Raw genomic sequence first — 14,595 nt, 5'->3', positions numbered from 1 at the left:
GGTTCTCTGGCCGCCGTGCAACCGTCTGATTGCACCTACTTAATGGGGCTGAAATCGCTTCAGGCGTAGGGCATTGGTCACCACAGAAACTGAGCTAAACGCCATCGCGGCACCAGCAATGATGGGATTTAGCAGCCAGCCAGTGACGGGATACAGGATTCCGGCGGCAATGGGAATACCAATCACGTTGTAAATGAAGGCGAAAAAGAGATTTTGCCGAATGTTGCGTAGGGTCGCATTGCTGAGTTGAATCGCGGTGGCAATGCCCCGCAGGTCACCGGAAATTAGGGTGATGTCGCTGGCGGACATGGCCACATCCGTCCCTGTGCCGATCGCGATCCCCACATCGGCTTGGGCTAGGGCCGGGGCGTCATTAATGCCGTCCCCCACCATCGCCACGACTTTGCCCGCATCCTGCAACTCGCGAATCTTGGCGGCTTTTTGGTCGGGGTGAACTTCAGCGATAACTTGCCGAATGCCGACCTCACGCGCCAGAGCGTCGGCGGTGTGGCGGTTGTCGCCCGTGAGCATGATGACTTCCAAGCCTAGCTTTTGCAGCCGATTGACAGCACTTTGAGAATTCGGTTTCAGGGTGTCGGCGATCGCCAGCAGTCCCTCAATCTGTCCGTCCACAGCAATCAGGGCTGTCGTCTTGGCTTGACTCGCCAAGGCTGTTTCTCGCGCCGCCAGCCGTTCGATATCAATGTTCAGGTCGTGCATCCAGCGGGGAGTGCCAATTTGCACCCAGCGATCCGAGACTCGCCCTTGCACGCCGCAGCCCGCGATCGCTTCAAATTCAGAAACCGGGGGCAACGCATTCACCTCAATTTCCTGCCGTTGAGCGTATTGCACAATCGCTTCTGCCAGGGGATGTTCGGAATTTTGCTCGACGGCAGCGACTAAGCGCAGTAGCTTTAGCTCATTCTGATTGGCCGTTCCTCCCACGCTGACAAAATCCGTCACGGTGGGCTGTCCGGCAGTCAGCGTGCCCGTTTTGTCGAGTACCAGGGTGTTGATGCGGTGCGCCTGCTGCAAACTGTCGCCGCCGCGAATGAGAATGCCATTTTCCGCCCCTTTGCCCGTGCCTACCATGATGGAGGTGGGCGTCGCCAGGCCCAACGCACAGGGACAAGCGATAATCAGCACGCTCACAGTCGTAATCAACGATAGGGTCAGGTTGCCCGTAGTCAGTAACCAGACGAGGAATGTGACTAACGCGATCGCCATCACCGTCGGCACAAACCAACTGGTCACGCGATCGGCCAGTTTTTGAATGGGAGCTTTGGAATTTTGTGCGGCTTGCACCAACTGCACAATCTGGGCCAGAACGGTGTCTTTGCCCACCCGTGACGCTCGGAACTGAAAACTACCCGTTTTGTTGATCGTGGCCCCAATCACGGGATCGCCCGAACCTTTGCTCACTGGCATCGACTCCCCCGTCACCATCGACTCATCCACCGTCGATTGCCCTTCGATCACTTCCCCATCTACGGGAATTTTTTCTCCCGGACGCACCAACACCACGTCCCCCACAACGACCGCCTGAATGGGAATATCCACCACTTGGCCTTGGCGTAAGACGCGGGCGGTTTTGGCTTGCAGCCCCATCAAGTGACGAATGGCGTCAGAGGTGTGGTTTTTGGCTCGCTGCTCGAGCCAGCGGCCCAGCAACAGCAGGGTAATAATGACGACCGCCGCCTCGTAGTAAACGGCAACCTCAATGCCTTGATTAGTAACGAGTTGCGGGGCAATCGTGATGACCAGGGAGTAAATGTACGCCGTCCCTGTGCCTAGCGCTACGAGCGTATTCATATCGGCGGTGCGTCGCTGCCAACTGTGCCACGCGCCGACAAAAAAGTCGCGCCCACACCACACCATAACAGGGGTCGCCAAGGCCCATTGCACCCAGGGGTGGTGCAGCCACATGGGAATCCAGCCAATCTGCAGCCCCGTCATCATAGGAATCGAGCCAAAGACAATGATGGCGCTCATGACACCGCCAAATAACGTCTTGCGGCGCAATTCTTGGGTGTGTGGGTCAGCCGAGGGGTCGCGCTCTGCCGACATTTCCCAAAACTCGGTGATGGGTTCGGCTCCGTAGCCGGCTCGTGCCACCGCCTGCTGAATGTCTTGCAGCTTCAGCCGCTGGTCATTAAATTCGACGGTGGCTTGCTCGGTGCCAAAGTTGACGATGCAATTTTCGACTCCGTCAATCTGATGGATGGCTTTTTCAACACTGCTGGCACAGCCGGCACAGCTCATGCCGGTAATTTGCAAAGTCTGTTGCATCGTTTGGTTAGAGCGCGATCGCACCCCACTCCTATGAACGCTGTTTACATGCTAAACACTACAGCTCACTGGAGTTTCAACGGGCGACTTTTTCCTGTGCCAGATTGTCACCAATCGTCACGATTGATGCTGGATGCTCCCCCAAGACGGGCTGGCCTACAGTGACTTCCAAATCCCCCTGTTTAGCCGATTTGGGCTTTGTGCCTAGAGCGTCAAGTGCAGTAAATGTTCCGCGATTCGCCATTCTTCGAGCGGGGTTTTGCTGGATTCAAGCTGCTGAGGGGGTGGGTGATGACTCTGGGGGATGATTAAGCGAGCGGAAATTGAGCGGCGATTTCACCACTCGGTAACCCGAGCGCGATCGCATATTTTTTAATAAAGGCGCAGATGTAAAACGGCTCAGGCAGGGCGTCTAGGTCACCGCACTCAATCGCCTGCAACGCATAGCGCTGAATGTAGGTGCGCTGATGAATATCTTGCAGGGTCAGTCCTCGTGCAGTGCGAGCTTGTTGCAGCTGAGCCCCAATTTTGCTTAAGCTCTCGGCTTGGGCCGCTTGCAACGCCTGTTTGGCCGCCATCAATCGTTGTTGGCGAGGCGCAAACCGCAACTGCGGCGGCGGACTCATCATCGGTGTTGCCGACTGCCCCATCAACGGATGCATGGTTGATCCCATGACCGGAGTGGTCGAAGCCGTTGGGGGTGACGTCGGTGAGATCGGAGCCGCAGGCACGTTAGGCATGGGCTGGGCCGAGACCTGGGGAGAGGCGTCCGTTTGCGTTCGCGGCGATTGTTCCTCTAACAGGGAACCGGGCAGTTCGCTGGACTGAATGTGGCGATCAAGCCGCCGCCGGTTGAGCAGACCAATGGCCACCAAGGCCGTCACAGGTACAGAAGCCGCCGCAATTTGTTGGGCAGCCAGGGACATTGCGGCACTCGCCCCAGCTCCAAAAATCAAGGCATACTCCGTAGAAGACGAGAGTTTCGAAGCTGGCTTAGGGGTCTCCATAGGCTCTGTAGATAGCATTTGACTTTCAGCCTTTCGCCAGACGTGCCCCATCATCCGGAAGGCTGCTGGAAGTTAGTCAACTATACGTAGAGCCGCGATCGCGGCAGCACTTGGCTACATCCGTTCTAATACTTGGATCCCTAATAGAGAGAGCCCTAATTGCAAGGTGCGAGCAGTGAGATCGCACAGCATCAGGCGAGAGGTCCGCTGAGGTTCCTCGGCTTGCAAAACGGAGCAGCGATCGTAGAACTGATTGAATTTCTGGCTCAGCTCAAACAGGTATTGGCACAGACGGTTCGGATAGAGATCCTGAGCGACTTCGGCAATCACTTCGTCTAGTTGCAGAATGTGTTTAGCTAGAGCGAATTCACTGTCATCCTCCAGGTGAATCGCCGCGTCTGCGCCCAGATTTTGCCAATCAATGCCGCCTTTGCGACTGATGCCCTGCACCCGCACATAGGCGTACAGCAAATAGGGCGCGGTGTTGCCTTGCAGCGCCAGCATTTTGTCGTAGCTGAAGATATAGTTGCTGGTGCGATTTTGGCTCAGGTCGGCGTATTTCACCGCCCCAATGCCCACGGTTTCGGCAACGGATTGAATGAACTCGGCACTTTCCTGCCGCTCCTCAGTGGCTATGCGGCTTTCCAGATCGGCGCGCGCACGACTCACCGCCTCATCCAGCAGGTCTTTGAGCCGGACTGTTTCCCCCGATCGCGTTTTAAATTTCTTGCCATCTTCACCTTGGACGAGGCCAAAGGGTACATGGCTCAACTCAACCTTCTCAGGCACCCAGCCCGCTTTACCCGCCACTTGGAATACCTGGTTGAAATGGTTGGCTTGTCCGGCATCAACGACGTAGAGAATGCGCTCGGCACCGTCTTGCTGGGTGCGATAGCGAATCGCGGCTAAATCTGTTGTCGCATAGTTGAAGCCGCCATTTGACTTTTGAATGATGAGCGGCTGGGGATCGCCTGCCTTGTTGGTGAACCCATCCAAAAAAACAACTTGAGCGCCCTGGTCTTCGACGAGTAAACCTTGATTTTTCAAGTCTTCCACGACATCAGACAAGAGGGGATTGTAGAAAGACTCGCCTCGTTCGGTGATTGCGATATCCAGGCGATCGTAGATTTTTTGGAACTCTTTGCGGGATTGATCACAGAGGACTTGCCAGGCTTGGCTAGCCGATTCGTCGCCAGACTGGAGTTCGACCACGGCTTGGCGCGATCGCGATTTAAAGTCTTCGTCCTCATCAAAGCGATGCTTGGCCTGCTTGTAGAAGGCAACTAAGTCGCCAATATCCACCTGCTCAGAGCCTGTCAAAGCTTCGGGACAGGCGGTGCGCAGGTGAGTGATCAACATGCCAAATTGAGTGCCCCAGTCGCCGACATGGTTCAGCCGCAGCACGTCGTGGCCGACAAATTCCAACACCCGCGCGATGGAGTCACCAATAATGGTCGATCGCAAATGGCCCACATGCATTTCTTTGGCAATGTTGGGACTGGAAAAATCCACAATCACTTTTTGGGGAGAGGCGACGAGGACTACGCCTAGCCGCTCGTCGCTCGCGATCGCCTGCAACTGCGCTTCTAAATAGCCTGTCTGCAAGCGCAAATTGATGAATCCCGGTCCGGCAATTTCGGGTGGCTCACAAATGTCGGCGACATCCAAATTAGCCACGATGTTTTCGGCGATCGCTCGGGGCTTGTCCTTCAGCCGCTTCGCCAACGCCATCGCGCAATTTGCTTGATAGTCGCCAAATTTGGGATTGCTGGCGGGCACCAAGACGGGATCCGTCCCCGCCAGATCCTCACCAAAAGCTTTCACCAAAGCTTGCTCAAGCCGCTGTGTAAGAGTCGCGATCGCTGACAACATAAACTACCCGTGGCAGTGGCTCGCACCCCTGCAAAAACGCCTTTTCAATCCTAAAGCATCGCGACCCATCCCATGGCCCACTGGTACTCAAACGATTGCGGCTGGTGTTCACTCGTTGTCAGCTGTTGCCTATGCTAATTGCGGCTCAGCCACTTTTGGCCTTTCAAGCGTTGCACGGTGTAAAGCACCATCAGATCGAGGGTGATGCGGCGCTCATCGCCCATAAACTGCTCCAGCGTGCTGGCAGGACCATTGCCCTGGCTGTAATAGAAATATTTAGGGCTGGTAATGTCGTCTTGAGTAAAAACGATATTGAACCGATGGTCTAAATTACTGGGGTGACTGCCCTGCAACTGCCAATAGGTTTCTTGCGCATCGGCCCCTTTGACGGTGAGCGGCGCATCAACGAGCGATAACTGCACCCCTTCCCAGCCGTCGGAGCCCAACGCCTCGTCCAACGCCGGCAAAAAGTGCTGCTCCATAAACTCGCCAAAGGGCTTGTCTTCCAGCTTGGGCGGTTTTTCCTTTTTCGCTTTTGCTGCCTTCGGAGCCGATTGTGCCGTCTTGTCTTCAGCCATGTTGTTGCAACGCCTTTTAAGTCTGCATATTTCTGAAGGTCGAGATGAAATCTCGCTCGTAACCATATTAAAGGAAACAGCCCCCCAGACAGTTTCTTTATCTGGAGGGCTGTGATTAGTTTGGCTAACGTTTTCTAAGGTGCCAGCGGTTGCAGTTTGCGGCGCTTAGGCCATGCTCTGGCTGAGTTGGGTGCGCCGAATAGTCGCCAACTCCGGATGCACAACCTTGTCCGGATCAACAATGCCTACGGCTTCCAGGTCAGCATCGACCATCAGTTCCACCAACTCTTGGAAAGTGACGCTGGGTTCCCATTGCAGCTGCTTTTTCGCTTTGGCGGGGTCGCCGATGAGCAAATCGACCTCGGCGGGGCGCAGATAACGGGGGTCAAATTCCACATAGTCGCGCCAGTTGAGATTGACTCGACCAAAGGCGAGTTCCAAAAACTCTTCCACGGAATGGGTTTCGCCCGTTGCCACCACATAATCATCGGGCTTGTCTTGTTGCAGCATTAGCCACATCGCTCTCACGTAGTCTTTGGCGTAGCCCCAGTCGCGCTTGGAATCGAGGTTGCCCATGAATAGCTTTTTTTGCTGTTTGGCGACAATGCGGGCGACCGCGCGGGTGATTTTACGAGTGACAAAGGTTTCGCCCCGACGCGGCGACTCGTGATTGAACAAGATGCCGTTGCAGGCAAACAGGTCGTAAGATTCGCGGTAGTTGACGGTTTGCCAGTGAGCGTAGAGCTTGGCGCAAGCGTAGGGACTGCGGGGATAAAACGGCGTCGTCTCTGTTTGGGGAATCTCTTGCACCTTGCCGTACATTTCGGAGGAGCCCGCTTGATAGTAGCGAACCTCGTTGCCCGTGCGTTGCTGATAGTCGCGGATGGCTTCGAGCAGGCGCAGTGCCCCCATCGCGACGGTATCCACGGTGTATTCCGGCGAGTCAAAGCTGACGCGAACGTGGGATTGTGCCCCCAGGTTATATACTTCGAGCGGTTCAACCTGTTCTAAGATGCGGCGCAACATTGTGCCATCATTCAGGTCGCCATAGTGCAAAAACATCCGCGCCTCGTCATTGTGGGGGTCGGTATACACATGATCGAGGCGATCAGTGTTGAAGGTGGAGGTGCGGCGAATAATCCCATGCACCTCATAGCCTTTTTCTAATAAAAGTTCAGTTAGATATGAGCCGTCTTGGCCAGTGATGCCAGTAATGAGGGCACGTTTAGGGTCAGTCATGACAGTTAAATATCCTAGTTAAACTACGGATGCGGGCCTGGGGCTCGCTGGCAGTGCAATGGCGAATTCCGAAGGCACGCTGTTGTGCTGGCTAGCCTACCGATTTGCCTGACATGCGGTGGAACAGTCTAGGTGCAGGCCGAGCCCAAACGCGGGGCTGAGCTTTCCTAGGTTACCCAGGACAGTGGCAAAGTTAGCTTTACGGAGACAACAAAATCCAGGCGGCTGCATCAGTACTAGACCAGCATTATGAGGAGCAGAGAATGGTTGGGACAGCACAGTTCCCCAAGCCCAATCGCGCTTAATACTCATCGGCGATCGCGGCTCTGCTATCGGCATTCCAGACTACAATCAGCAATACATGAGTTCTGGTAGTTCTTAGGGAGCAATGGGTAGCGCATTATGGATTTTTTAGACCCAGTCGCCCACTCACAACGCATTGGCAAGGTGGTTAAGTCGAACTCTCACTGCGACTACGTTATTCAAGTAGATGACAGTCATGACGTAGTAACGCCACCACAACCCGAAGATTATGGCTTTGGGCGGTTTGTTGCTCTGGAAGATGGCGATCGCCATTGGGCGGTGGGCCTCATTTATAATTCGCAGCTCGTCAATCCGATGTTTCTCAACAATGGCCCACGCCTGTCGAGTGAACCTGACCCCATGTTTACGCCCGATCTCATCAGCGAAACCCGCACTCTGCTGGGGATTGTGCTCGTGGGCTGTCTCGAAAATAATGGCTCAATGCCCTATGGCCAGCATGGCATTCCCAAAGAAGTCGTCCCCGTAAATACCAACGTGTATAGTCTTGATGCCGAAACGGTACACCGCTTCCACTGTACGGTGACAGGGCAGCCGCAATTCCGCTACTACAGCCATTTATTGCGATCGGGCGGATTGTTCGCAGCGCAACTCACGCAGCAGGTCTTGACCGAACTGATTGACAGCAACCTCTTCACCGGAGCTGATCAACGAGCGCTCACGGTGTTGTGCAAAGAACTCTCTTGGAAAAACACCATGGGGGCCATGCGCTAGCAGGCCATTCCAGACTTTATGTTGATGTCCGTAACGGTTGCGTCTGGACTCCCACCCGTTAGGTCATTCTTAGCCTTTGTGTGCTTGCTCTCAAGCACTCATTTTGGGCCGCTCATCTCTATCAGTTGCATGAGCTGATTGCTCAGCGACTTCCTAACCTGAGTGCTGATTTAAGCTCTAGATTTTCACGGCATATTGCGTGATTCGTGCGTGCCAAGAAAGCGCGTAACCGTGGTTTAGCGCAGTAGTTTTGCCGATCGCCAGAAGTACTGCAAAGTTTTGAACAAATTTCCGTAGCTGGCGCAAAGTTTCGAACAATTTAATACTCCTGAGTCAGTGATTATGCGTATGAGCGGCCAATAATATTTGGAAGTGTACTGCGCATGATTTCAATTTGAGCTGTGCGCTGTTTGAGGGGGGCGATCGCTCTTAATACTCGATGCCTCGAGTGTCGTTTTCCTCCAATGGCATCAACGTCATGCTTCTGTTTACACAGTTATTTTTTATTGCAAAAAACTATGTTTAGCTCATCTTCGATTGCTGCTATTAACCGACAGACCGGCGTGGCCCAAGGTCGCCATTTGGTTGCGATCGCAGCCCAGGTAGCCGACCATGCTAGCTTGCTCAGCCAGATTAGAGCCGATGCCCAAGTGGTGATCTTAGACGCAGAACAAGATGGTATTGCCCAGCTCACTGCGGCTATTCAGACTTCCAATACGGCAATTCGCAGCCTGCACCTCATCAGTCACGGGGCGCCTGGCCAACTTTCGATCGGTAACACTCTGCTTGATCGATATAGCTTGACTCACTACAGTCAACAGATCAGCGCGTGGCAAGAGTTTTTCGCTGTCGATATCGATGTTTTGATTTATGGCTGTGAAGTCGCGCAGGGAGCGATCGGTCAGGCCTTCATCCAGCAAATCCAACAACTTACCCAAGCAAACATTGCCGCCTCAAAAACGCCCACGGGGAATCCACGCCAGGGGGGGGATCCGCAGCTTGAATATCGGCTTGGCACCCTAACGACTGCCTTGATTAATTTCGAATATTATCCAGGCATTCTGCCTGCTTTTGGGGGCGGTAACAGTCAGCAACTCTGGCTTAAAGCCAACGCTGGTGTGACCCAGGGCGGGGGAGCTGTCACTGCCTGGGCCGATCAATCAGGCAATAACCAGAACGGCACTGGCACTGGAGCAGTCACACTGAATCTCAATGCGATCAACGGTAATGCCGCCCTTGATTTTGCTGGTGGTTATGTTGAGTTGCCCGCAGGCTTTGCCGATTTTACCGGGGGGCTGTCTGCTTTTGTCGTCGCGAAGCCAGACACCAGTAGTAACTTCGCAAGATTTTTTGACTTTAGCGACACGACCGATCCGAACAACGTCACAAACGCCGTGTTCTTTTCTAGGAGAGATGCTGGCAACGACTTAGCCTATGGCACAGTTGGTCAACCCAATCAATTTTTAGTGGCCAACACTACCACTAACGATGTGATCAATAATGGCGAGTTTAAAATTTATGGGGTGGTGCAACAAGCCAACAACCCTGTCAATTTTTGGGCCAATGGCGAGTTAAGTGGCAACGGCTTTATTGACAAACCCACAAATGTGCAACGAACCGCCAACTTTATTGGCAAAGCTAGTAATTTTGACCGTAACTATGAAGGGCAAATTGCCGAAATTCTAATTTATAACGATGACTTGGATGCGGCTGAGCGCAATAAGGTTGAAACGTATTTGGCCATAAAATACGGCACGACTTTAATCAATGCGGACTACACCAGCACTGCGGGGAATGTCGTCTTTGATACTGACGGAGCTAACAGCCTGTATGCCAATGACATTTTTGGGATTGGTCAGGATACGCTCAGCACCCTCAACCAAACGCAGTCGCGCAGCAGCAATGACGACAGCATTGTGACGCTGAGCAATGCCTCTGATTTGGATGACAATGAATTTTTGCTGATTGGGAATGACGATGGTGATGCCAGTGCAGCAGGCGTCAGTAACAATACGCCAGCAGCGTATCCAGAACGATTGAGTCGTCTCTGGCAAGTAGCCGAAACCGGGGAAGTCGGCACCGTTGAGATTAGTTTTGACCTCACTGGCTTGGGCTATAACCTCACTGATGTCAAAGACTTTGCTTTGCTCGTTGATACCGATACTGACTTTAGCAATGCATCGGTATTTACCAATGGGCGCAAGATTAATGGCGATGTCGTGACGTTTAGCGGGATTAATTTTGCCGCTGGCGATTTATTTACCCTGGCCACTGATGCTCAAACCAACAGTGCCACTGACACGCTTAACCGATTTGTGGCCAATAGTTTTCTGAACTTTGAGCACTGGGTCTCTCGTGTGGCCATCAAAACGGGCGTGGTATATCAAAGCAGTTTGGTGGACTTTAATATCCAAATTGGCGGCCTGAGGGTAGCCCCTCTATTTGATGAAGCGGCGTACTTGCACGCTAACCCCGATGTAGCAGTAGCCGTGCAGCAGGGACGCCTACGCTATGGCTTTGAGCACTTTGTGCTGTACGGGATGGATGAGGGCCGGGGGCCAGGGCGGTGGTTTGACCAAGACTACTATTTGGAGCAAAACGCTGATGTGGCTGCTGCGGTAAAGAATGGCACTGTGCGTAGCGCGATCGCTCATTTCTTTACCTTTGGACATCGTGAACAGCGCAATCCTAATGCGGTGTTTGATGCTGAGGATTACCTGCTGAATAATCCTGATGTCAAAGGGGCGATCGCGGCGGGGGCAATTGACAGCGCTTTTGAGCATTATGCCGAGTTTGGTATTGAAGAAGGGCGACAGTCAGGCTTCTTATTTGATGAGGCTTTCTATCTCGAAAAGAACCCGGATGTGGCGGCTGCCGTACAAGCCGGCAAAATCGCATTGGGGATGTACCACTTCTTTGCCATTGGTCAAAGTGAGGGGCGTAATCCGTCTGAATTATTTGATCAGAGCGCTTATCTGGGGCGCTATGGCGATGTGGCGGCGGCTGTAGCCGCCGGTGACTTGGTCAGCGGTTTTGAACACTACCTGATGTATGGTCGTGCCGAGGGGCGAGTGCCCGTGTAACTGGTGAAGATACCAAGGTTGCTCAGTAGCATTGCCCGCCAACAGTTGTCTTTAACTGCTTAATCGGCGGGCGATCGCGCTTTCCCAAACCGTGGTTAAATCGGTGATCGCCGCTTGCACAATGGGCTGATCATCAACCGTGGTGAGCGCGAGGCCATCAGCGGCGGGGGTAACCGTTCCGATGGCTTGCCAGTAGCCCTCGAGATGCGCTTGCAGGTAAGCTTCCCAGTCTGCGATCGCGGTTGGAGTTACGGAGACAATAATCCGCGCCCCTCCTTCGCCAAACAGGAGTCGATCCCACCGCCCATCGGCGGCGATCTCCGGAAGCTGAACACTAGCCCCCAATTGACCGCTGATGCATGATTCTGCGGTAGCGACGGCAAAGCCCCCCTCGGCACAATCGTGGGCTGATTGTACCCACCCCTGATGAATGCCGTGGCGACAGGCCGCTTGAACTGATTGCTCTAACGCGACATCTATCTGGGGTGGCCGACCGGCCACGGTATCGTGAACGACGGCCAGATATTCCGAACCGCCGAGGGTGACGAGGTCAGGGGTATCGGCAATCGCCTCCAACTTCACCCCGAGCAAATAGATGCGATCGCCCGCTTGCTGCCACCCCTGCCCCTTTGCCTGAGTCACGTCGTCTAGCAGCCCCACCATGCCCACCACCGGAGTGGGATAAATGGGGGTCGGGTTGCCGTCACTATCCAAGGTCTCGTTGTAGAGGGAAACATTGCCGCCGGTCACCGGCGTACCAAAATCGCGACAGCCATCCGCTAATCCCCGCGTGGCTTCGGCCAATTGCCAATAGCCAATGGCCTTTTCAGGACTGCCGAAATTTAAATTATCGGTTACGGCCACAGGGGTCGCCCCGACACAGCTCAGGTTGCGAGCCGCTTCAGCGATCGCCCCCTTGGCTCCCTCATAGGGATCGAGATACACATGGCGACCGTTGCAGTCCACTGTGGCGGCCAAGCCCTTGCGGGTATTGACAAAGGCCGCTGCTTGGTCGCCGGTTTGAGGCCGCAAGCGAATCACCGCCGCATCCGCCCCACCAGGCAACAACACCGTATTGTTTTGCACCTGATGGTCATACTGACGATAGATCCACTGCTTGGAGGCAATCGTGGGACTGTCGAGCAGCATTTTTAAAACGTCCGTCCAAGGTTGCGAGCCTTGAGCTAGTTGGAGGCCCGCGCGATCGCACCCTGGCAAATTCGCCTCTGACCATTGCCGCGCCGTTTTGACATAGTCCGGCAAATCGGTCATCAACTCGCGGTGATACAGCGGCGTGTCGTCAGCCAGGGCATTGGCCGGAATCTCCGCCGCGATCGCCCCCTGAAAGCGAATGCGTACGATGGGTTCTTCAATCACTTTACCGACGACGACAGCGTGCAAACCCCACCGTTCAAAAATCTCGATCAGTTCGGCCTCGCGCCCCTTTTGCGCCACAAACAGCATCCGCTCTTGAGATTCCGATAGTAAATATTCGTAGGGCACCATGCCCGTTTCGCGGTTGGGCACCTTATCCAGATCTACATCGACCCCGACCCCCCCATTGGCCGCCATTTCAGAAGTGGAACAGGTGATCCCCGCTGCCCCCATATCCTGGGCTGCTACCACAGCTCCGGTTTTGAAGGCTTCCAGGCAAGCTTCCACTAAAGATTTTTCTAGAAAGGGGTCGCCCACTTGCACCGCTGGGCGATCGTCCTGGGAGGCGTCGGTAAGTTCCGCACTGGCAAAACTCGCGCCGCCCATGCCATCGCGCCCCGTGGTAGACCCCACATACAACACTGGATTGCCGATGCCCGCAGCACCCGACTTCACAATTTCCGGCGTCTCCATCAGGCCGATCGCCATCGCATTTACTAATGGATTGCCGGCATAGGCTTTGTCAAAGGTGACCTCGCCGCCCACCGTGGGCACCCCAAAACAGTTGCCGTAGTGGGCGATGCCCGCCACCACACCATTCACAATTTGTCGGGTGCGGGGATTGTCCAAGGTGCCAAACCGCAGCGCATTCAACACCGCGATCGGGCGTGCCCCCATGGTAAAAATATCTCGCAGGATGCCCCCCACCCCCGTGGCCGCTCCCTGAAATGGCTCCACCGCTGAGGGGTGATTGTGAGACTCAATCTTGAACGCTACCCGCAGGCCATCGCCCGCATCAATGACCCCTGCATTTTCACCCGGGCCAACCAGGATGCGATCACCCTCAGTGGGAAACTGTTTCAACAACGGGCGCGAATTTTTGTAGCAGCAGTGCTCCGACCACATCACCCCAAACATGCCCAACTCGGCGCGGTTGGGATGTCGGCCTAACCGCCGCACAATCTCTTCATACTCGTCAGGCTTAATGCCTTCAGACGCGATCTCATCAGGGGAAAAGGGCGCAACCATGCGGGGTAAACCTGTCTCTTAGAAACCGCATCATTTTACCGCTCATTACTCCAGTTCTTGGCAATATTGGTACCATGAGCGTGAAGGTTGAGATCCGCTGCTCTATCGCCTCGAAGCTGCGATCGCATACCGAGATTCTTCAGGAAGAAAACGTGTGATCAATGTCACTCTGTCTGGTGATAGAGATCCTTGGAGGAAAACACGTACTTGAACATACTGATAAGGACTCAACTCTAGCCGAGTCATCTACAGGGAACACACACAAACCGATGGGCACACGGGAGTCCCGTCGGTTTTTTTATTGCTTGAGTCAGCACCTTATATTCCAGGCAATACCCTACTTTGGAGCTTCTCCCGGTAGCCTCGTCCTGGCAAGATGTTCTTCAAGACCGCAGGGCTGACTTCAGTAAGAACTCGCAGGCAAACCTTCACGATTGCTTGACTAGCTGCCGCATTACCCCAACCCGCTTTCTCTGAAAAGCTGTGATTTTTTGGAGAAGTTGGGATTCGCGTGCCCTCACCACCACCAATGTCTGCCCATTCCGAACTGGCAGGTCGCAACAGTGCCGTTTTACCACTGAAGACCAGATCCTGCTTCATGGTTCGCAGCCCGGCGATCTCGTCATAGGGGGCATTCTCCCTACACTAGTCGTTCGGCAAGGGGCAAAATGAGAAGCTTTCATCCTCGTAACCGCGAAGTCTCAAGAGCACCAGAGGCAATCAGTCGAGATAATGCATATAGTTGCGTTCTTGGGCGCTGACAGCGAGCAAAATGACGCTATTTCCTGAGAACTCTTAAGCCTTTGTAAAGAGACTGATCGTTCATAAACGTCTCTGGGAGGGGTGATCGCGCGTTTCCTGTCGCTGCAAATGAGAAAAAAATCGCTTATAGTAAAGAACAGTTAAGACATTGCCGTCTTAAAGGTGAGTATTTTTGCTTATATGCTATGGCTCACCTGGCAGTCTGTACTTATTTATTTAGTAGATTCATTTTTGGAGAATCGCGCTATGACCATAGCAATGGGACGAGCGCAAGCCCAGCGAGGATGGTTCGACGTTCTCGATGACTGGCTAAAGCGCGACCGATTC

General features: G+C 54.1%; 9 protein-coding genes. 2 read left to right on the top strand and 7 right to left on the bottom strand.

The window, feature by feature from the left end:
• Nucleotides 1-39 precede the first annotated feature (39 nt).
• From DYY88_RS18785 to gmd, 5 genes are all read right to left on the bottom strand, one after another.
• Nucleotides 40-2,289 carry a heavy metal translocating P-type ATPase gene (locus DYY88_RS18785; protein WP_039725411.1) on the bottom strand — a complete coding sequence of 750 codons (2,250 nt, stop codon included), beginning with the start codon at nucleotides 2,287-2,289 and terminating at the stop codon, nucleotides 40-42.
• 308 nt (nucleotides 2,290-2,597) lie between these two features.
• Nucleotides 2,598-3,296 carry a helix-turn-helix domain-containing protein gene (locus DYY88_RS18780; RefSeq protein ID WP_052288226.1) on the bottom strand — a complete coding sequence of 233 codons (699 nt, stop codon included), beginning with the start codon at nucleotides 3,294-3,296 and terminating at the stop codon, nucleotides 2,598-2,600.
• Nucleotides 3,297-3,410: 114 nt separating this feature from the next.
• Nucleotides 3,411-5,168 carry an arginine--tRNA ligase gene (gene argS / locus DYY88_RS18775; protein ID WP_039725410.1) on the bottom strand — a complete coding sequence of 586 codons (1,758 nt, stop codon included), beginning with the start codon at nucleotides 5,166-5,168 and terminating at the stop codon, nucleotides 3,411-3,413.
• A 134-nt stretch (nucleotides 5,169-5,302) separates the two neighbouring features.
• Nucleotides 5,303-5,746 (bottom strand): DUF2996 domain-containing protein, encoded by a 444-nt coding sequence (locus DYY88_RS18770; protein ID WP_039725409.1) that lies wholly within the window; start codon nucleotides 5,744-5,746, stop codon nucleotides 5,303-5,305.
• Between the two features lie 165 nt (nucleotides 5,747-5,911).
• A complete protein-coding gene (gene gmd / locus DYY88_RS18765) occupies nucleotides 5,912-6,985 on the bottom strand; it encodes a GDP-mannose 4,6-dehydratase (protein WP_039725408.1) in 1,074 nt (357 codons plus the stop codon).
• A 402-nt stretch (nucleotides 6,986-7,387) separates the two neighbouring features.
• On the opposite strand from gmd, the gene DYY88_RS18760 reads away from it, so the two are divergent.
• A complete protein-coding gene (locus DYY88_RS18760; RefSeq protein WP_039725407.1) occupies nucleotides 7,388-8,020 on the top strand; it encodes a DUF8166 family protein in 633 nt (210 codons plus the stop codon).
• Between the two features lie 518 nt (nucleotides 8,021-8,538).
• Nucleotides 8,539-11,103 carry a DUF4347 domain-containing protein gene (locus DYY88_RS18755; protein WP_052288225.1) on the top strand — a complete coding sequence of 855 codons (2,565 nt, stop codon included), beginning with the start codon at nucleotides 8,539-8,541 and terminating at the stop codon, nucleotides 11,101-11,103.
• Between the two features lie 51 nt (nucleotides 11,104-11,154).
• Here the strand turns inward: DYY88_RS18755 and purL are convergent, their stop codons facing one another.
• Both purL and DYY88_RS18745 read right to left on the bottom strand, forming a co-directional pair.
• Nucleotides 11,155-13,506 (bottom strand): phosphoribosylformylglycinamidine synthase subunit PurL, encoded by a 2,352-nt coding sequence (purL, locus tag DYY88_RS18750; protein ID WP_039725406.1) that lies wholly within the window; start codon nucleotides 13,504-13,506, stop codon nucleotides 11,155-11,157.
• A gap of 318 nt (nucleotides 13,507-13,824) precedes the next feature.
• On the bottom strand, nucleotides 13,825-14,106 hold the full coding sequence (locus DYY88_RS18745) for a hypothetical protein (protein WP_044150945.1): 282 nt from the start codon (nucleotides 14,104-14,106) through the stop codon (nucleotides 13,825-13,827).
• Nucleotides 14,107-14,595: the final 489 nt, after the last annotated feature.

The sequence above is a fragment of the Leptolyngbya iicbica LK genome, from assembly GCF_004212215.1.
Classification (GTDB): Bacteria; Cyanobacteriota; Cyanobacteriia; order Phormidesmidales; family Phormidesmidaceae; genus Halomicronema; species Halomicronema iicbica.
Note: the sequence above shows the minus strand (reverse complement) of the source record. Positions and strands in the feature narration are given on the sequence as shown.